Source organism: Herbiconiux sp. SALV-R1 (assembly GCF_013113715.1).
Classification (GTDB): Bacteria; Actinomycetota; Actinomycetes; order Actinomycetales; family Microbacteriaceae; genus Herbiconiux.
This window is the reverse complement of the sequence record NZ_CP053344.1, coordinates 3,352,155-3,370,416: the sequence shown is the minus strand read 5'-3', so window position 1 is coordinate 3,370,416 and position 18,262 is coordinate 3,352,155. Positions and strand designations below refer to the sequence as shown.

Genomic DNA, 18,262 nt, shown 5'->3' with positions numbered 1-18,262 from the left:
GTCGAGCCTCTCACGCGAACGCCGGCACCCCCAAGGTGTCGCGCAGCGTCGAGCCGTCGTAGCGGGTGCGGAATCGCCCGCGCCGCTGCAGCTCCGGCACGAGCAGCCCCACCACGTCGATCAGGTCGCGCGGGGTGACCTGCGGGTGCGCGATCATGAAGCCGCCCCGGCTGCCGCTGGCCTCGTAGGCCTGCTCGAGGTAGTCGGCGACCTCGGCGGCGCTCCCCGCGACGGTGTGCTCGTAGCCGGTCGCCACCTTCCAGAGCCCCTCGAAGAACTCCTCGCGGGTGAGTTCGGTGGTGGCTCCGTGCTCGTTCACCAGGTCGCGGAACCCCATCGGGCTCGCCTGCTTCGCGATCACCTCGGCCTGCAGCTCCTCCAGGGTGAAGCGCTCGGGAAGTGCCTGGAAGTCGTAGCCGGTGTTGTGGGCGAACTGTGCGGCGGAAGCCTCGGGCGGCAGCAGCTCGGCGAGCTGGGCCTTGCGGCGCCGGGCGTCTTCGGGGGTCTCGCCGACGATGAGCTGGAGGTCCCAGAGGATGCCGACGCGGGAGGGGTCGCGGCCGGCCGCGAGCAGCTCTTCGTCGAGGAGGGTGCGGTGGCGCAGGCGGTCGGCGTCGGAGAAGGCGCCGCCGAACACGACGTCGGCGAAGCCGGCCGAGGCGCGGATGCCGCGCGGCGAGCCGCCGGCCTGAATGAGCACGGGGGCCTGCTGCGGGCTCGGCACGGTGTTGAGGGGGCCGGCGACGTCGAAGAACTCGCCGTGGTGGTCGATGGCGCGGATGCTGCCCGGCTCGGCCACCATGCCGGTCTCCCTGTCCCACACAAAGGCGTCGCGGTCGACACTTCTCCACAGCTCTTGGCAGACGGCGACGAACTCTTCCATGCGTCGGTAGCGTGCGTCGTGATCCATCAGCGAGTCGAAGCCGTAGTTCGCGGCGTCGGCCCCGCGTGAGGAGGTCACGACGTTGAACGCCATCCGCCCGGCGGTCACGATGTCGAGCGAGTTGAGCAGTCGGGCGACGTAGAAGGGATGCATGAACGTCGATGAGTAGGTCAGTCCGAAACCGATGTTGCTGGTCTGCTGCGCGAGCGCGGCGATGAACGGGCTCATGTCTTGGCGCGGGAATCCGATGCCCCATTCCACGGCGGGGTCGATGGTTCCGCCGTAGGTGGAGGGGATGCCGGTGCCGTCGCCGAAGAACACCATGTCGAGGCAGCCGCGTTCGGCAGCAAGCAGCAGCTCGCGGTACATGCGCAGATCGGGGAAGTCGCGGCCCGCCCAGGAGCCGGGGAGTCGCCACCTGCCCTGGTGGTGGGAGAAGGAGAGGTCGAGCGCGAGGCTCATCTGGTAGGGCACGGGTCAGCCTTTCGGGGCGGGCGCGGGTGCGGTGGTCGGCGCGGGTGCTGTCGCGGTGTCGGCGGATGCTGCGGGTGCGGGTGCGGGTGCGGGTGCGGGTGCGGGTGCGGGTGCGGTGGTCGGCGCGGATGCGGCGGGTGCGGGTGCGGTGGTCGTTCGCGTGGGGAGGTGGTCGAGCAGGGGCATGACCTCGGTGCCGAAGCGGTCGGTGCCTTCGAGGAAGTCGTCGAAGGTGAGCATCACGCCGGCGGTGCCGGGCACGGCGGCTATGGCGTTGAGGTGGTCGGCCACCGTCTGCGGCGAACCCACCAGCGCGCGGCCGCCGTAGAACGGCGAGACGTCGGCCCGGTGGCTTTCCACGACCATGGCGCTCGAGCCGTCGGTCGAGGTGTCGTTCGAGTACTCCCGCACCATGCCGGCCACGGCACCGAGGTCGACGCCCCGCTGGTAGAGCTCGGCCTTGCGCTGCGCATCCGCGTCGGTGTCGCCGAGCACCACGAGCGTCTGCGCGAAGGCGCCCGGAGTGCGGCCGAGGTCGGCGCTCGCCGCCGCCAGCGCGGCGTTCGACGCTGCCACTTCCGCCGCGTCGCCGCCCGCGCCGAACTGGTAGTCGGCGTACTCCGCCACGAAGCGCCGCCCACGCGAGGAGGTGCCGGCCGAGATGAGGTCGATGTGGCCGGCGGGCACCGGTGCCACCTCGCAGTCGTCGATGTCGAAGTACTCGCCGTGGAAGGTCACCCTCCCGCTCTCCCAGGCGGTGAGGAGGATCTGCGTGAACTCCGAGAGGTAGTCGTAGCGGTAGCCGTAGTAGTCGTCGCCTCGCCAGGCGCCCATCTGGGCGTACTCGCTGCGGTTCCAGCCCGCGACGAGGTTGATGCCGAACCGCCCGCCCGAGATCTCGTCGATCAGCTGGGCCATCTTCGCCACCACGATCGGGTTGTAGCTGAGTGGCGACACGGTGGCATAGAGCTTGATGGTCGAGGTGAGCGGGGCGAGCGCCGCCATCAGGGTCATCGGGTCGATGGTGTGGTTCCAGTGCTGCGTCTCGCCGCCGTAGCCGCGGTACTTGAGCATCGCCAGCGCGAAGTCGAAGCCGTGCTTCTCGGCGCGTTCGACGATCGAGCGCTGCAGCTCGAAAGTCGGTTCGTACTGCGGCGAGGTGGTGGAGAGGATCCAGCCGTTGTTGCCGACGGGGAGGAAGACGCCGTAGCTGACCATGGGTTGCTCCTTCGGAGGGCGGGCGGTGGGTGTCGGGCGACGCTCAGTGGGTGTCGGGCGACGCTCAGTGGGTGTCGAAGACGACTTGGTACTCGGCGACCTTCGAGCGGATGGCGTCGAGCTCGGCCGCCGTGGGCGCATCCGGATCGGCGGGCACCGGCAGGGCGCCGATCTTCAGCAGGCTCGCCATCAGCAGGATGCGCGCCTTCGGCGCCGAGAGGTTGCTGCCGCGCACGAGCAGCCCGCCCATGGTCGACTGGCCGAAGGCGTATCCGCCTCCGCCGCGCCCCACGGCCACCACCGGCATGCCGCGGAACACGGCCTGCAGCAGCGCGGCCCGCATCGACTCGTAGACGCCGCCGTAGGGCGCGGAGCCCTCGGCGACGATTCCCGACAGCGGGTGGTCGCGCAGGTTCTTGTCGATCCGGGCGAGGATCTCGACCTCGCTGTCGGCGGAGTCGGAGAAGTCGTCCTGCCCGTAATTCACGTAGCGGGCGACAGTCACCTTGGGCATCGCCGATGGTAGTAGATGGCCGTCCCCGTCGAGGGTCTCGACGGGGGTGCCGTGGATGCCGGGCACGCTCGTGGGCAGGGTGTCGAGGGTGAGGGAGGAGGTGTGGGTGTGCCGGGCGACCGGCACGAACGAGAGCACGGGGTCTTCGACGGTGTTGCCGACGATGCCGCCGTGCCCGCCGTAGGCGATGTACCCGCCGGGCCGCGCATCCGCCTTCTGCACCTCGCGCGAGGTGAACACCTGCCCGTTCTGGATCATCACGGTGCCGACCCGGTCGTCGCCGTTCTCGTCGGCCCACACCCGGGAGGCGATGTAGGCGGTCGACTGCACGAGGTTGTGGTCGCCGTCGTTGCCGAACACGCCGTGCCCGTATTGCGAGCAGTTCCCGATGAGCGGCCGGCGGGTGGGGATGAGGAGGTTGAACCAGTAGACGGTCTCCTCGGTGGTGGGGCTGCCCTCGAGCCAGATGGCGCCGTCGTAGTCGCCGCCGGCGAGGGTGTCGTAGACGATGTTGGTGAGCGTCGCGAGGGTGGGGAGGGCGGGCTCCTGGCGCATCGGCATGTAGGGGAAGAAGTTCTCGCCGAGCACCTCGGGAGCGAGGTCTCCTGGTTCGCCGCGGTGGCCGGCGGGCGTGGGGGTGTCGGTGCGCTCGGCGGCGGGCTGGCCCTTCGTGTACCCGCCGGAGGGCGCCGCCCGCACGAAGTCGAAGTCGGCGAGCCCGCCGAGCAGGTTGTTGCCGCCGTAGCCGTCGAGGCCGAAGTGGTCGATCTCACGCACGATGCGCGATGCGTCGGGATAGAACAGTTGCCGGGCGTTGCCCGCGTCGTCGAAGGGGCCGTTCCAGGGTTCGCCGTTCGCTTGGGTGGCGGCGTAAGGGAGCGGGTAGGGCCCGTCGGCGGGGTCGAGGGTGACGCGGTACACCGGGGTCCAGCCGTCGGGCCCCGCGGCGCCCGTCGCGTCAGCAGCCGAGAGGAACTCGCCCGACGCCGGGTCGAGCCACCCGTCGACCGGCCCGTAGAGCTCGGCGGCGTCGCCCTCGAGCGGATGCGCCGAGAACGCCGTCACGAACGCCGTGACAGGCGCGGCGAGATGCTGCGACCGCAGCGCCTCGGGTGCGGCGGGGTCGGCGCCCGCGAGACCCCGGGCCCTGCGCACCGACTGGCTGGTGCGCAGCGCGGCACTGTTCTGGATGGTCGCACGCGGGCCGGAGAAGATCACCACGCGGGCCCGGCGGTCTGCTGTGAAGCTCATGCCCGAAGCGTAGGAGCGCCCTGTTTCACCACCGTTGCCGCCGTGTGACCGACGCGCTTCGCCACCCCGCGTCACCCGCGATCGCCGTCACCACGCGCATCCGTCCCCGCTGCGCCGGGAGGGCGGATGTTCACCGGAATCATGTGTACACCGTTCACATTTGTGGCTAGGGTGGGCGCGAGAGCTCAGCGCGGCGGTGCGCTCGGAGCGGGAGGAGCAGCTATGACCACGAACCTGAACCCCTACATCAACTTCAAGGGCGACGCGAAGGAGGCGATGGAGTTCTATCACTCAGTCTTCGGCGGGGAGCTCCGTTCGAACACCTTCGACGAGTTCCAGATGCCGGTCGACGAGGGCGAGGGCTCGCTCATCATGCACTCCCAGCTCGTGACGCCGGGCGGGCTCGTGCTGATGGCCTCCGACACCCCGAGCTCGATGGAGTACACCCCGGGCAGCACCATCACCATCTCGCTGAGCGGAGACGACACCGACGAGCTGGGCGGCTGGTTCGAGGCGCTCTCCGCGGGCGGCACGGTCACGCTGCCGTTCGAGAAGGCGCCCTGGGGCGACTATTACGGCCAGTTCACCGACAAGTTCGGCGTGGCCTGGATGGTGAACGGAGGGTCGACCGCCGACTCCGCGCCCGACGGCGCCTGAGTCCGCGAGGCGCGAGCCGCGAGCCGCCGCTCAGGTCTGACGGAAGCGCGCGAGGTTCGGCAGCGGCGTCCACGCCCCGAGCTGCGGATAGTCGACCGTCGCACCCGAGACCCCGGCGCCCGCGAGACCGAGCACCCAGTCGAGCGCGGAGGGAAGCGGCGTGCTGAACATCGGCACGGCCTCGCCCTCGGCGACCAGGCCGTTGGCGATCGCGCCGGCGCGGGCGCGTTCCGGGGTGCTGTAGATGCACACCAGGTGACCCGCCTCGGCCGCCAGGGCGTAGGGCCTCGGCTGCTCGGCCGTGCCGCGGTTCACGAACACCCACTCGTCGAGCGAGCAGATCGCGCTCCACAGCGCGATCTGGGGCTCGATCTCCTGGGGCGCGGCCCGGCAGGCCTCGTTCAGCCGGTCGAGCCGTGCCGTCACCTGGTCGCCGTCGCGAGCATCCGTTTCACTCATGCGCACGACCGTACCCGGGTGGGCTGATCGCTCCCACCCGCGCGGCGGATGCAGGGCCTCAGTCGTCGGCGGCGTGCTTGGCCTTCTCGGCCCGCTTGGCCGCACGCTTCGCGACGAGCGCGTCTTTCTCGGCCTTGAGCGAAGCGACCGTCGACTCGTCGAGCCGCGGGTCGGGGATGTCGAGGAAGGGGCTCTCGGCGCCGGTGCGCGAGTGCATCACCGAGGAGTAGGCGATCGCTGCGGCGCGCACCTTCGCGGTGGCGCGATCGCGCTTTCCTCGGTTGCTCTTCGGGTCTTCGAGTACGTCGACGTGCTTCTCCAGGGCCTTCACGAGTTCCTTGAGCGCGGTCCGGGTCTTTTTCGCCATGCCCGCATTATGCATCCCGAAGGTTAACTCCCGACCGGGCGGCTGCGCTGCCGCGACGGCGGTCGTAGGCTCGGGCGCATGACGGATGCGATCGAGATCGTCAGGGCCGACATCACGACGGTCGCCGCCGACGCCGTCGTGAACGCCGCGAACAGCTCGCTGCTCGGCGGAGGCGGGGTCGACGGCGCCATCCACCGCCGCGGCGGCCCGGCCGTTCTCGAGGCCTGCCGGGAGCTCAGGCGCACGACCTTCCCCGACGGACTCCCCGCGGGCGACGCGGTCGCCACCACGGCGGGCGACCTCCCCGCCCGCTGGGTCATCCACACCGTCGGGCCGGTCTGGAGCGCCCGAGACGACCGTTCGGCCGTGCTGGCGTCGGCGTACCGCCGCTCGCTCGAGGTGGCGACGGAGCTCGGTGCGGCATCCGTCGTCTTCCCCGCCGTCTCGGCAGGGGTGTACGGCTGGCCGATGGACGACGCGGCGCGCATCGCCGTCGAGACCGTGCTCGCGAGCCCCTACGACGGCCGCGTCGCCTTCGCGCTGTTCAACGCGGAGGCCGAGGAGGCGTTCAGGCGCGCCCTCAGGCTGGCCCTCAGGGCACCAGGCACTGATCGGCGATCGACCAGCTGACCACGACCTCCGTCCCCTCGGCGGGGGCGGAATCGCGTGCGCGCGCCGGCGCCATCGCGAGTCCTGCCGTGCCGTCGGGGAACCGCAGCTCCAGGCGGTGGTACGTGCCGAGGAAGACGCTCGACTCCACCGTGGCGGTCGTGGCGTTGTGCCCGGCGCTCGGCAGCGCGTCGGCCGGGTGCACCTCGACGTGTTCGGGGCGCACGATGAGGTGCCCTTCGCTCGGGCCCTCGGCGGAGGCCAGCGCCCAGATCTGCCCGCCGCTCTGGAACGTGGCGCCGCTGCGCACACCTGGGAAGACGTTCGAGTCGCCGAGGAACTGCGCGACGAACAACGTCTTGGGCGAGTTGTAGAGATCGCTCGGGGTACCGAGTTGCTCGATCTTGCCCTTGTTGAACACGGCGATGCGATCTGAGAGGAACAGCGCCTCCTCCTGATCGTGGGTCACGAAGACACAGGTGAGGCCGAGTTCGCGGTGCATGCGGCGGATCTCGAGTTGCAGTGAGGCGCGGAGCTTGCGGTCGAGCGCGCCCAGCGGCTCGTCGAGCAGCAGCGCCCGGGGGCGGAACACCACGGCGCGCGCCAGCGCCACGCGCTGCTGCTGACCGCCGGAGAGCTCGCGCGGGTAGCGCTTGCCGTAGTCGCCGAGGTGCACGAGCTCGAGCGCCTCAGCGACCCTCCGGGCGATCTCGTCCTTGGCGACCTTGCGCTCCTTGAGCGGGAAAGCGATGTTCTGCTCCACCGTCAGGTGCGGGAACAGGGCGTAACTCTGGAACACCATTCCGAGATCGCGCTTGTGCGCGGGCTGGGTCGACACGTCGGAGTCGGCGATCACCACACTGCCCGAGGTGACCTCTTCGAAGCCGGCGATCATGTTCAGGGTCGTCGTCTTGCCCGAACCGCTCGGCCCGAGGAAGGTCATGAACTCGCCGGGAGCGATGTCGATGTCGACGCCGTCGACGGCGAGCGAGCCGGTTCCGTAGTCCTTGCGCAAATCGGAGAGCACGATTCCGTTGGCGGACTTGTCTTTCACGGTGCTGCTCTCTTTCACAGTGCTGCCCTCTTTCTGGCGCGGTGGTTCTGGATGAGCTGGGGGACGATGATGAGGATGCTCGTCGCCACGACCACGAGCGACGACGCCGCCCCGATCGTCGGGTCGATCTCGAGCGTCACGCTGTCGTACATGAGCGCCGGCAGGGTGGTGAGGCGGGGGGACTTGAGGAACAGTGCCACCACCACCTCGTCGAAGCTCGTGACGAAGGCGAAGATCGCGCCGGAGAGCACGCCGGGCAGGATGAGCGGCAGCGTGATCTTGCGGAAGGTCGACAGGCCGGGGGCTCCGAGGCTCGCTGCGGCGTCGCCCAGTCTCCGGTCGTAACCGCTCAGTGACGCACCGACCGCGACCAGCACGAAGGGGATGGCCAGCACGGTGTGTGCCGCGACGAACCCGCCGATGGTGCCCGCCAGGCCCCATTGCAGGAACACGATGTAGATGGCCACCGCGATCACGATGTTCGGCACCGCGAGTGGCAGGGTGAGGAAGGAGTTCACGCCCGACGCGAGACGGCCCCGGCGACGGTGGATGAAGATCGCCGCCGCGGTGCCCAGCACCGTGGCCGTGAGCATGACGAGCAGCCCGATGGTGATGGAGTTCTGCAGCGCGTACTGCCATTTCTGCGAGGTGAAGAAGGACTCGTACCAGCGCAGCGACCACTCCTTCGGTGGGAACTGGAAGGTGTTGCCGGCCGAGAAGCTCATCGGGATGACCACCAGGGTGGGGGCGAGGAGCAGGAAGCCGACCACGGTCGCCACGACGCGGCCCGGCCAGCCCAGGGTGCTGCGCCGGTTCCCGCCCGTGACGGCGGTGGCCCCGCCGACGGCGCCGGCGCCCCGGCCGAAGCGCGAGATGACCAGGAGCAGGATCATGGCGATGACCAGCACGACCGTGCCGAGCGCCCCGGCACCGCCGAAGTCGACGAGCTCACGGGTACGGGAGGCGAGCAGCTGCGCGATGAGCGACTGCTGGGGCGAGCCGATGAGGGCGGGGGTGACGTAGAAGCCGAGGCTCAGCACGAACACCAGCAGCACACCGGCGACGATGCCGGGCACCGAGAGCGGGAAGTAGATCTTGGCGAAGGCCTTGAGCGGGTTCGCGCCGAGGCTGCGGCCGGCGGTCAGCAGGCGGCGGTCGATCGACTGCATCGAGCTGTAGAGGGGGAGGATCATGTAGGGCAGCAGCACCTGCGACATGGCGACGGCGACACCGCCGAGGCTGCCGTAGAGCACCACCTGGTCGTTGCCGAAGAAGGCGAAGAAGCTTTGCACCGGCCCGCCGTCTTGCAGCAGGAGCAGCCAGGCGAAGTTGCGGGCGAGCAGGCTCGTCCAGAACGGGAGCAGCGCGAGCGCGAGCATGACGGCGCGACCGGTCGGCCCCACCTTGGTCATGGCGTAGGCGTAGGGATACGCGAGCAGGAGGGTGACGGCCGTCACGAGCAGTGCCACCCCGAGGGTGCGCAGGATGACCGTGACCGTCACCCCGTCGGTGAGCAGGGCGGCGTAGTTCGACAGTCCCAGTTCGGGGTCGCTGAACGAGCGCCAGACCACCTGGGCCAGGGGGACCACGAAGTAGATCGCGACCACGGCGGCCGCCGGGACGAACAGCAGCCAGAACGGGCGGCCGGGGCGGCGGCGGCGGCCGGGCCCACCGGAGGGGGCACGGTGCCCGGCGCCGCCGGACCCGGGAAGGGGTCCGGCGGCGCTCTCCGTCGCGGGCACGGAGTGCACGGCGGTCATCATCCGGCCAACCAGGTGGTGAAGCGGTTCTGCACCTCGTTGATGTTCTCCGACCACCAGACGGCGTCGAGCTGGGTGGTCTCGGTGCGGCCGTCGTCGGCGAAGGCGTTGAACTTCGCCGCGAGGTCGTCGTACGTCGGCTTCGCGTCGAGGTTGGCCGGCGAGGTGCCCGAGGCCTCGGCGAACGCGGCGGACTGCTCCGGCTGCGTGGCGAAGGCGATGAACTTCTGCGCCTCAGCGGCGTTGGGAGCGCCCTTCGGTACGGCGAGGGAGTTGAAGGTGGTGATGGTCTCGCCCCAGACGGGCTCGATCGGTACTCCGTCGCGGGCCACGGTGAGCGCCCTCGCGCTGACGATCAGCGCCATGTCGGCCTGCCCGTCGGTGACGAGCTGCTGCAGGGCGCCGTTGTTCTCGGCGAAGGTCGTGACGTCGCGGATGGTGTCGAGGGCGGCGAAGGCGCGGTCGAGGTCGAGCGGGTAGAGGTCGTCGGGGGCCACGCCGTCGGCCACCAGCACCGACTCGAGGAGCCCCGTCGACACCTCGCGGGTCGACGCCCGCTTGCCAGGGAACTTCTCCGTGTCGAGGAAGTCGGCGAGCTCGGTCGGCGGGTTGTCGCCGTAGGTCTCGGCGTTGTAGACGAGCAGGAGCGCGAAACGCTCGGCGGGGACGGCGCAGTCGCTGACGCTTCCCTCCGTGAACTGCGAGGTGTCGATGGCGCTCAGGTCGAGCTTCTCGAAGTACTTGTCGCAGAACTGGTTCGGGAAATAGGCATTGGTGTCGACGACGTCCCAGCTGGTCTGGTTCGCCTCGACCATGGCCTTGATCTGCGCCATGTCGGAGGGGCTCGTGTTCTCGAACTCCGTGCCGGTCTCGGCGGTATACGGCACCTGCCAGGAGGCGGCCTGGGCGTCTTGGAACGCGCCTCCGTAGGAGACGTAGACCAGGCTGCCGCCCGCTGCGGCGCTGCTGTCGGCGTCGCCGCTTCCGGCGGCGCAGCCGCTGAGTGCCAGCAGGCCGGCAGTGGTGACGGCGGTGATGATGATGCGTGACTTCTTTGTCATGGGTGCTCCACTCGTGTCGGAACGACTGTTCCTCGGGTCAGACCTGGACGGACTTGGTCTGGGTGTATTCGTGCAGGCCCCAGGCGCCGCGCTCGCGGCCGAAGCCCGAGCCCTTGGTGCCGCCGAAGGGCGCTGACGGGTTGAAGGCGGCGGCGTTGAGGTAGACCGTGCTCGCATTGAGCTGTCGGGCGACGGCCTCGGCGCGTTCGCGGTCGGCGGCCCAGACGGCGGCGTTGAGGCCGTATCGCGTGGAGTTCACGATCCGCACCCCCTCCTCGTCGTCGCCGTCGAAGGGGATGATCGTCAGCACGGGGCCGAAGGCCTCCTCCTGCGCGATGGTCGCGTCGGGCGCGACGTCGGTGAACACGGTCGGCGCGACCCAGTAGCCGCCCTCGAGGCCGCTCGGAACGGCGACCTCGGCGTCGGGGCCGCCGAGCAGCACGCGGGTGCCCTCGTCGACGGCCGTGCGCACGAGCCCCTGCAGGCGTTCGCGCTGGGCCTCCGAGGTGAGCGGGCCGAGCTGGGTGCCCGACTCCAGGGGGTCGCCCACCACGACGGTCGACGCCTTGGCGAGCGCGATCTCCTCCACCCGGGGGAGGAGATCGCGAGGCACCACCAGGCGGCTGAGCGCCGCGCAGACCTGGCCGTTGTTGCCGAAGGCGCTCGTGATGCTGTAGCCCACCGCGCTCTCGAGGTCGCTGTCGTCGAGCACGAGGTGGGCGCTCTTGCCGCCGAGCTCGAGCGTCACCGGCTTGATGGCGCCGCCCGCGATCGATGCCACGCGGGCGCCCGCGCGGTCTGACCCCGTGAAGGTCACGGCGTCGACCTCGGGATGCCCGACGAGTGCCTCGCCCACGACGGGGCCGAGGCCGGAGACGATGTTCAGCACACCGGCCGGCAGGCCGGCCTCGGCCGCGATGTCGCCCAGCGTGAGTGCGGTGAGCCCGGCGACCTCGCTGGGTTTCAGCACGACGGTGCATCCCACCGCGAGGGCCGGAGCGATCTTCAGAGCCGCTTGGTAGAGCGGGAAGTTCCAGGGGGTGATGGCGGCGACGACGCCGACGGGCTGCGAGAGGATGCGGCTGTTGCCGAGCTCCTTCGCCTCGAGCGCGGCCTCGGCGTGGGCGGCGGCGTCGTCGAAGGCGTGCGCGGCGGCACCGATCTGCATGGCTCGCGCGGTGCCCTCGATCGTGCCGATCTCCTCGGCGACGAGAGTCACGATCTCGTCGGCGTGCGAGCGGATGCCCTCGGCGATCGCCCTGAGGTACCCGGCGCGTTCGCCCGCGGGGAGTGCCGACCAGGCCGGGAACGCCCGGCGGGCGGCGGCGACGGCGCGCTCGACGTCGTCGATCGTGCCTTCCGCGACCCGGCCCACGAGGGTGCCGGTGCGAGCCGATCGCACCTCGAGTCCCGGCTCCGACGACGGGATCCACTCGCCGTCGATGAACTGTTCGCGTCGGTCTCGCATCAGAGGCCCTTCATGTAGTCGAGCAGGTGGGCGTAGTCCTCGCGGGGAGGGAAGAAGAGGTCGAGGTTGTGCACCTCGTCGCTGATCGGCTCGATGTGGTGGTACTTGCCGGCGGGCACGAGCAGCACCGAGCCCGCGGTCATGCGGTGCGGCGTGTCTTCGATGTAGTAATCGGCCTCGCCCTGGGTCACCACGGCGAGCTGATCGAAGTCCTCGTGCACGTGGGGGCGCAGCTGCATTCCCCGCTCGAGCACGTTCATGACGAGCATCGCCTCGTCGGTGGCGTAGGCCGACCGCTTGACGCCGGGCCGTGCCTCCTCCTGCTCGAGTTCGTAGAAGTTGACGACCTTCTCGTAGGCCTTGTCGCTGTACATGGGTTCTCCTCCGGTGTCTTTCGTCATTCGGGGTCGTGGGCGCCGTCGCCGCCTTGCAGCCGGCGCTCGAGCAGCCTGCCGGCGGCGATGAGGCCCTGGGCCACCCCGCCCTCGGGGTCGGCGGGCACGGAGTTCGATGTGCCGACCACCGCCATCACGGCGGTGATGCGCCCGTCGCGGTCGAAGACCGGAACGGCGAGCGCGCGCACGCCGGCCACGACGTGCTCGTCGATGCTGATGCCTGCCTCGCGAACGGCGGCGAGGTTCTCGCGCAGGGCCGCGAGGCGCTCGGGCGAGAGGGTCGCCGCGAGGTTCTCCGAGACCCGGCGGTCGGTCAGATGGGCGAGGAACATGGTGCCCTGGGCGGAGTCGTAGGGGAGCGTACTGCCGACGCGCACCGAGATGTGCACGATCTGGCTGTCGTCTTCGGTGACCCGCACGACCACCGGGCCCATCCCGCCCCAGACGCTGAGCACGACGGTCTGCCGCGTGGTCGCGGCGAGCTCGCGCATGATCGGGGCCGCCGCTTCCATGACCTGCCAGCGCGAGACCGTGAGGGCGCCGAGCTGGTCGAGGAGCGGGCCGAGGGCGAAGCGCGCCCCCTCGACGCGGCGCAGGAACCCGTGGTTCTCGAGGGAGGTCAGGTAGCGGTGGGCCGTCGACTTCTGGAGGCCGAGCCCGCTCGACGCCTCGCTCAGCCCGATGGTGGGCTGCGTCGGCGAGAACAACCGCAGAACGGCGGCAACCCTGGCCACCACCTGCAGATCGCCCCGAGGGCCCTCGCCCGTGTCGGCGCTGTCGTCGAGCAGATCCTCGAGTGTCAAGGCTCGTCCCCTTCGTTGCGGTGAGCTGTGCTGGAATGCGGGATGCAGATTCCGTTTACGCGATGCCACGAGTATGAAGCGGGGTCTCGACCGATGTCAAGTCGACTTGCTTCGACGGGGATTTGCGACATACGCTGTCTGGCAGTTCCGGATAACAGCATCTTGTTTCCGCATCATGGGACAAACGATCAGTGCAAAGGAGCACCGTATGAAACAGCGCATCCGCGACATCCTCGACGGAGCAGTCGATCTCCACGTGCATCCGGGCCCCTCGCCCTTCCCGCGCCGCATCGGCATCAGGCAGGCCGCCGAGCAGGCGGCGGAGGCGGGCTTCGCGGCGATCCTGGTGAAGTCGCACCACCACAGCATGCTGAGCGACATCGCCGCGGTGGAGAGCTCGGGTGGGCCGTTGCCCCTACCAGTGCTCGGAGGCGTCGCGCTCAACAACTACGTCGGCGGCCTCAACCCCGTGGCGGTCGAACTCGCCGTGAACCGCGGCGGGCGGATCGTCTGGTTCCCGACCATCTCCAGCGACCGGCACATCTGTGCGCACAGCGACGAGCTGCGCTTCCCGCACACCGACGACGCGCTCACCGTCGGCGATGCCATCCGCGTGCTCGACGAGGACGGCGCACTCGTCGACGCAGCGGAGGAAGTGCTCGATCTGATCGCGGAGAACGACCTCATCCTGTCGACGGGTCACATGTCGCCCCCCGAGGTGACGGCGGTGCTCGAAGCCGCGAAGGCCAAGGGCATCACCCGCCTGCTGGTGAACCACCCCAATTTCGTGATCGAGGCCGACGAAGATCTCGTGCGGCGCTGGATCGAACTGGGCGCTGTCGTGGAGCACTCGCTCTGCATGTACGACGACCGATCGAGCTTCTGCAACTGGGAGCCCGACGAACTCGTGCGGCTGATCGACCTGCTCGGCGTCGAGAACACGATCTTCGGTTCCGACCTGGGACAGAAGGGCAACCCGCTGCCGGTCGAGGGGTACGAGCGGGTGCTCGGAGACCTGCTCGATCGCGGTGTCACCGACGAGCAGCTGCGAACCATGGTGGTGCACAACACCACGCGCCTGGCGGGTCTCGGCGCGTGAGCGCAGGCGCGCAGATGAGGGAGGCGCTCGCCGGCCGGCCGCTCCTCGGCACCTTCGTGAAGCTGCCCCGCCCCGAGGTGGTCGACGTGCTCGCGGGCGTAGGGTACGACTTCATCGTCGTCGATCTCGAACACGGACAGGCCTCGTACGCCGAGGCCCGGGAGACGCTGCTCGCCGCGCGGGCGAACGGCGTGCAGGCACTCGTGCGCATCGGTCATCTCGACCCGGCCCTCGCGAACCGGCTGCTCGAGGCCGGTGCCTCGGGAATCCAGCTCTCGACGGTGACGAGTTCCGCACAGGCCACCGCCTTCGTGCGGGCGCTGCGCTATCAGCCGGTCGGCGACCGCAGCATCAGCCTGGCCCAGCCGGCCGCGCGCTACGGCGCTGTCGCGATGAAGCCGTACCTCGACGCCTTCACGAGCGCCCCTCTCGCGGTGGGCCAGCTCGAGACCGCGGCATTCGACGATCCGCTCGACGACATCCTCACCCCGCTGGAGGTGGCCTTCATCGGCCCCGCCGACCTGTCGGTGGCCGCGGGCACGCCGGGGGACATCGCCTCGGGAGTCGCGGCGAGGGTCATCGCCGAGATCGAGCAGAGCGCTGCCCGCACCGGAACCCTGCTCGGAACCTTCGTGGCGAACGCGGAGGGGGCAGCGGCGGCCGCCGCATCCGGCTACCGTTACATCGTGATCGGATCCGATCTCGCCGTGCTCGGACGGGCCGCCGGCGGCCAGATCGCCGCGGCGGAGGCGGCTGTCGAAGCCGTCCGCTCCGGGACCGTCGCCGGGCCTGTCGCCGGAGCGGCGCGATGACGTCGCTGCGCTCGTCCGTCGCGGGCTTCGAGACGGCCAACCCGGTCTGGGTCGGGTCGTCGGAGCTGACGATGGACCTCGCGGGCATCACGGCTTGCGTCGACGCCGGCGCGGGGGCCGTGGTGGCCAAGTCGGTGAATGAGGTGCAGGCGGCCCGCGACCAGCTCGACATCGCCGACTACGCCTACCTCGACGACCGTCTCGCACCCGTCGACCCCGTGCGTTCCCGCTTCCTCTTCAACCGCTCGGGCCTCGCGCAGTCGACGCTCGACGACTGGGTGCGGATGCTCGCCGAGGCCGAGCAGTACGCCCGCGCCCGAGACAGCGCCGTCGTCGGCAGCATCACCGTGGCGAGCGCGGAGGGCGCTGCCGCGATCGCCGACCGGCTGTGGAGCGTGGTCGAGGCGGTGGAGCTCAACGTGGGCGCCCCGCACGGCCGCGAGGCCGCCTCCGGCGCCGTGCGCCAGCTCACCGACGGCGACGCCGTCGCCGAGACGGTGCGGGCGGTTCGCCGGGTGAGCGACAAGCCCCTGATCGTGAAGCTCCCGGGCACCGCCTCCGACGTGGTGGGTCTGGCCCGCAGCGCCGTGAGCGCCGGCGCCGACGCCGTGACGCTGATCGGGCGCTTCAACGGCTTCGTTCCCGACATCGACAGCTACGACCCCGTGCTGGGTTCGTGGGGTGCGATCGGTGGCCCCTGGTGCCTTCCGCTCAGTCTCTTCGCCGTCAGCAAGGCCTACCGCGACCCTGCCGTGGGCGTGCCCCTGATCGGCACCAACGGCGCCCGCGACGCCGACGACGTGGTGCGGTTCCTGCTGAGCGGTGCGTGCGCCGTCGAGGTGGTCGACGCCGTCTGGGTGCACGGACCGGCCGCGATCACCCGGCTCGTCGCCGGAGTGCGCGAGCACCTCGAACGACACGGGCACACCGACGTCGCCGAGATCGTCGGCGCCTCCGCCGAGCGGGCCCGTGCGTACGGTGAGATCGCACCCACCGGCTCCCGCCCCGAGCCCTGGAAACGCTGAACGTCTGCCGCTCCCTCTCCCGTTCCCTGTTCCTCGCCCCAGCACCACCTCATCCGTCATCGAAGGAGATCATCATGCGCGCCGCCGTTCTCGAACACCCCGGAGCCGACGGGCTCGTCATCAAGGAGGGCCTCACCCTCGCACCCCTCACCGGCCGCTTCGTACGCGTCGCCGTGCGGGCCGCCGGTGTCTGTCACTCCGACCTCTCGGCCGTGTCGGGCCGGCTCGGTCTGCCGACCCCCGTCGTGGTCGGTCACGAGTCGGCGGGGGAGGTGCTCGAGGTCGGGCCCGACGTGACGACCGTCGCGCCGGGCGACCGCGTCATCGTGTCGTGGGTGCCCCAGTGCGGCACATGCGAGCAGTGCGTCGCGGGCCGCCCGCAGTTGTGCACCTTCAACCTCAGCGACGAGTACCGCTTCCCGCGCTTCCGCGACGGTGAGGAGACGGTATGGGCTCAGGCGGGGTGCGGCGGCTTCGCCGAGGAGCTCCTGGTGTCGGAGTTCAACCTCGTCGCGCTGCCCGACGACGTTCCCTTCGAGATCGGCGCCCTGGTCGGCTGCGGGGTGTCGACGGGTGTTGGCGCGGTGGTGAACACCGCCGCGGTCACGCCGGGCTCCTCCGTCGTCGTCATCGGATGCGGCGGGGTCGGCCTCTCGGCGGTGCAGGCGGCGAGGGCGGCCACCGACGGAACCGTGCTGGCGGTCGACCCGGTCGCGTCCAAGCGCGAGCTCGCGGTGCGTCTGGGAGCCACCCGTGCGGTCGCACCCGAGGAACTCACCGCCGTGGCTGCCGAGCAGCCGGGCGGCGGTTTCGACTACGCGATCGAGGCCGTCGGTGCGGCCGCGACGATCCGCGCCGCGTACGACGCCGTGCGGCGCGGGGGCACCGCGGTGATCGCCGGTGTCGGGCCGAAGGACTCCGAGGTCTCGTTCAGCCCGTACGAGCTCTACGCCGGGGAGCGCCGGCTCGTGGGTTCGGTCTTCGGGTCGACCGACATCCGCCGTGACTTCCCGCGCGTCATCCAGCTCTGGCGCGACGGGGTGCTCGATCTCGAGGGCATCATCAGCGCGCGGGTTCCGCTCGACGAGCTGCCCGCCGCCCTCGACCGTCTGCGGTCGGGCGACGTGCTCCGCACGGTCGTCGTCTTCTAGACCTCACCATCCCCCGCGCGAAGAGACAGCGAACGGTTAGGGCCTCCCATCGACCATGCGTATGGGCGTGTCTCTTCGCGCGGGCTTTCCCGTGCATCCGAGCCCCGGCGAGCGGGGCGAAGGACGCAGGCGTTCAGCCGTCCAGGCGGCCGTTCAGGCGGCCGTTCAGACGGAGAGCAGGCTCCGCAGGGCGCTCGTGAACATGGTGAGCCCGTCGACGCCCGAGCGCATGGCGGCAGCGGTGTCGGGGCCGAAGCCGGGCTCGATGGCGTGCTCGGGGTGCGGCATGAGCCCCACCACGTTGCCGCGCTCGTTGGTGACGCCGGCGATGTCGTTGAGCGAGCCGTTCGGGTTCACGCCCACGTAGCGGAACGCCACGAGCCCCTCGCCCTCGAGGCGCGCGAGCGTCTCGGCCGAGGCGATGTAGCCGCCCTCGCCGTTCTTCAGCGGGATGGTGATCTCCTGGCCGGCGGTGTATCCGTTGGTCCACGCCGTCGAGGTGTTCTCGACCCGCAGCACCTGGTCGCGGCAGATGAAGCTGCCGTGGTCGTTGCGGATGAGGCCGCCCGGCAGCAGGTGCGCCTCGGTGAGCATCTGGAAGCCGTTGCAGATGCCGAGCACCGGCACCCCGCGCTCCGCGGCGGCGACGACCTCGCGCATGAGTGGCGAGTGCGAGGCGATGGCGCCGCAGCGCAGGTAGTCGCCGTAGCTGAAGCCGCCCGGCAGCACGACGGCGTCAACGCCCTGCAGGTCGTGGTCGCCGTGCCAGAGTGCGACGGGCTCGGCGCCCGCGAACTTCACGGCGCGCTGCGCGTCGCGGTCGTCGAGCGAGCCGGGGAAGGTGACGACTCCGACGCGGGTCACGCCAGGGCTCCGGATGCGGCGGCGGCGCTGTGCTCGCCCGCCGCGTCGACGACGGTGATGTTCACCACGTCTTCGATCACCGAGTTCGACAGCAGCTCGTCGGCGACCTCGCGCACGGCACTCAGGGTCTGCTCGTCGACCTGGCCCTCGACGGTGAGTTCGAACCGCTTGCCGACGCGCACGTCGGTGAAGGCCTCGTGGCCGAGGCGGGCGAGGGCGCCGGCGACGGCCTTGCCCTGCGGGTCGAGAAGTTCTGCTTTGGGCATGACGTCGACGACGATCTTCGGCACGTGCTGCTCCTGCGGTCGGCGGGGGAGGACCTCCACAGTCTACCCGCC

At 70.4% G+C, this 18,262-nt stretch carries 19 protein-coding genes; 6 read left to right on the top strand and 13 right to left on the bottom strand.

Annotated elements, in window-relative coordinates; translation table 11 throughout:
* Positions 1 to 10: 10 nt before the first annotated feature.
* The 3 genes from HL652_RS16075 to HL652_RS16065 form a co-directional block, all read right to left on the bottom strand.
* On the bottom strand, positions 11 to 1,357 hold the full coding sequence (locus HL652_RS16075; protein ID WP_253743346.1) for an NtaA/DmoA family FMN-dependent monooxygenase: 1,347 nt from the start codon (positions 1,355 to 1,357) through the stop codon (positions 11 to 13).
* A 3-nt stretch (positions 1,358 to 1,360) separates the two neighbouring features.
* Positions 1,361 to 2,575 (bottom strand): LLM class flavin-dependent oxidoreductase, encoded by a 1,215-nt coding sequence (locus HL652_RS16070; protein WP_171706245.1) that lies wholly within the window; start codon positions 2,573 to 2,575, stop codon positions 1,361 to 1,363.
* A gap of 64 nt (positions 2,576 to 2,639) precedes the next feature.
* Positions 2,640 to 4,340: an asparaginase domain-containing protein gene (locus HL652_RS16065; RefSeq protein WP_171706244.1), complete on the bottom strand. Its 1,701-nt coding sequence runs from the start codon at positions 4,338 to 4,340 to the stop codon at positions 2,640 to 2,642.
* 222 nt (positions 4,341 to 4,562) lie between these two features.
* Here HL652_RS16065 and HL652_RS16060 point away from each other — a divergent pair, with 222 nt between their 5' ends.
* Entirely contained in the window at positions 4,563 to 4,997 is a 435-nt protein-coding gene (locus HL652_RS16060) for a VOC family protein (protein WP_171706243.1), read from the top strand.
* 30 nt (positions 4,998 to 5,027) lie between these two features.
* On the opposite strand, the gene HL652_RS16055 is transcribed toward HL652_RS16060, so the two are convergent.
* Positions 5,028 to 5,456, bottom strand: coding sequence for a hypothetical protein (locus HL652_RS16055; protein ID WP_171706242.1), 429 nt, complete (start codon positions 5,454 to 5,456; stop codon positions 5,028 to 5,030).
* A gap of 58 nt (positions 5,457 to 5,514) precedes the next feature.
* The gene (locus tag HL652_RS16050; protein WP_171706241.1) at positions 5,515 to 5,823 is read right to left on the bottom strand and encodes a hypothetical protein; all 309 of its coding nucleotides are present in this window, start codon (positions 5,821 to 5,823) and stop codon (positions 5,515 to 5,517) included.
* Positions 5,824 to 5,901: 78 nt separating this feature from the next.
* On the opposite strand from HL652_RS16050, the gene HL652_RS16045 reads away from it, so the two are divergent.
* Positions 5,902 to 6,453 carry an O-acetyl-ADP-ribose deacetylase gene (locus HL652_RS16045; protein WP_171706240.1) on the top strand — a complete coding sequence of 184 codons (552 nt, stop codon included), beginning with the start codon at positions 5,902 to 5,904 and terminating at the stop codon, positions 6,451 to 6,453.
* Here the strand turns inward: HL652_RS16045 and HL652_RS16040 are convergent.
* The 6 genes from HL652_RS16040 to HL652_RS16015 are packed head-to-tail and all read right to left on the bottom strand — an operon-like array spanning position 6,416 to position 12,973.
* Entirely contained in the window at positions 6,416 to 7,504 is a 1,089-nt protein-coding gene (locus tag HL652_RS16040; RefSeq protein WP_216603912.1) for an ABC transporter ATP-binding protein, read from the bottom strand. The genes HL652_RS16045 and HL652_RS16040 overlap by 38 nt on opposite strands.
* Complete coding sequence (locus tag HL652_RS16035; RefSeq protein ID WP_171706239.1) at positions 7,501 to 9,249, bottom strand: ABC transporter permease subunit; 1,749 nt, start codon at positions 9,247 to 9,249, stop codon at positions 7,501 to 7,503. Before HL652_RS16035 ends, HL652_RS16040 begins: the two co-directional genes overlap by 4 nt.
* Positions 9,246 to 10,307 carry a polyamine ABC transporter substrate-binding protein gene (locus HL652_RS16030; RefSeq protein ID WP_171706238.1) on the bottom strand — a complete coding sequence of 354 codons (1,062 nt, stop codon included), beginning with the start codon at positions 10,305 to 10,307 and terminating at the stop codon, positions 9,246 to 9,248. The genes HL652_RS16035 and HL652_RS16030 overlap by 4 nt, the downstream gene beginning before the upstream one ends.
* A 37-nt stretch (positions 10,308 to 10,344) precedes the next feature.
* Complete coding sequence (locus HL652_RS16025) at positions 10,345 to 11,775, bottom strand: aldehyde dehydrogenase family protein (protein ID WP_171706237.1); 1,431 nt, start codon at positions 11,773 to 11,775, stop codon at positions 10,345 to 10,347.
* The gene (locus tag HL652_RS16020) at positions 11,775 to 12,149 is read right to left on the bottom strand and encodes a cupin domain-containing protein (RefSeq protein ID WP_171706236.1); all 375 of its coding nucleotides are present in this window, start codon (positions 12,147 to 12,149) and stop codon (positions 11,775 to 11,777) included. Before HL652_RS16020 ends, HL652_RS16025 begins: the two co-directional genes overlap by 1 nt.
* 23 nt (positions 12,150 to 12,172) lie before the next feature.
* The gene (locus HL652_RS16015) at positions 12,173 to 12,973 is read right to left on the bottom strand and encodes an IclR family transcriptional regulator (RefSeq protein WP_171706235.1); all 801 of its coding nucleotides are present in this window, start codon (positions 12,971 to 12,973) and stop codon (positions 12,173 to 12,175) included.
* A 208-nt stretch (positions 12,974 to 13,181) separates the two neighbouring features.
* On the opposite strand from HL652_RS16015, the gene HL652_RS16010 reads away from it, so the two are divergent.
* The 4 genes from HL652_RS16010 (at position 13,182) to HL652_RS15995 (ending at position 17,060) form a co-directional block, all read left to right on the top strand.
* The gene (locus HL652_RS16010) at positions 13,182 to 14,072 is read left to right on the top strand and encodes a DUF6282 family protein (RefSeq protein WP_171706234.1); all 891 of its coding nucleotides are present in this window, start codon (positions 13,182 to 13,184) and stop codon (positions 14,070 to 14,072) included.
* A gap of 14 nt (positions 14,073 to 14,086) precedes the next feature.
* Positions 14,087 to 14,884 (top strand): HpcH/HpaI aldolase family protein, encoded by a 798-nt coding sequence (locus HL652_RS16005; RefSeq protein WP_171706233.1) that lies wholly within the window; start codon positions 14,087 to 14,089, stop codon positions 14,882 to 14,884.
* Positions 14,881 to 15,909, top strand: coding sequence for a dihydroorotate dehydrogenase (locus tag HL652_RS16000; protein ID WP_171706232.1), 1,029 nt, complete (start codon positions 14,881 to 14,883; stop codon positions 15,907 to 15,909). The genes HL652_RS16005 and HL652_RS16000 overlap by 4 nt, the downstream gene beginning before the upstream one ends.
* Before the next feature lie 74 nt (positions 15,910 to 15,983).
* Entirely contained in the window at positions 15,984 to 17,060 is a 1,077-nt protein-coding gene (locus HL652_RS15995; protein ID WP_171706231.1) for an alcohol dehydrogenase catalytic domain-containing protein, read from the top strand.
* Between the two features lie 165 nt (positions 17,061 to 17,225).
* Here HL652_RS15995 and purQ read toward each other — a convergent pair whose 3' ends face one another.
* Positions 17,226 to 17,924, bottom strand: coding sequence for a phosphoribosylformylglycinamidine synthase subunit PurQ (gene purQ, locus HL652_RS15990; RefSeq protein ID WP_171706230.1), 699 nt, complete (start codon positions 17,922 to 17,924; stop codon positions 17,226 to 17,228).
* Positions 17,921 to 18,214 (bottom strand): phosphoribosylformylglycinamidine synthase subunit PurS, encoded by a 294-nt coding sequence (gene purS, locus HL652_RS15985; RefSeq protein ID WP_171706229.1) that lies wholly within the window; start codon positions 18,212 to 18,214, stop codon positions 17,921 to 17,923. The genes purQ and purS overlap by 4 nt, the downstream gene beginning before the upstream one ends.
* Positions 18,215 to 18,262 lie beyond the last annotated feature (48 nt).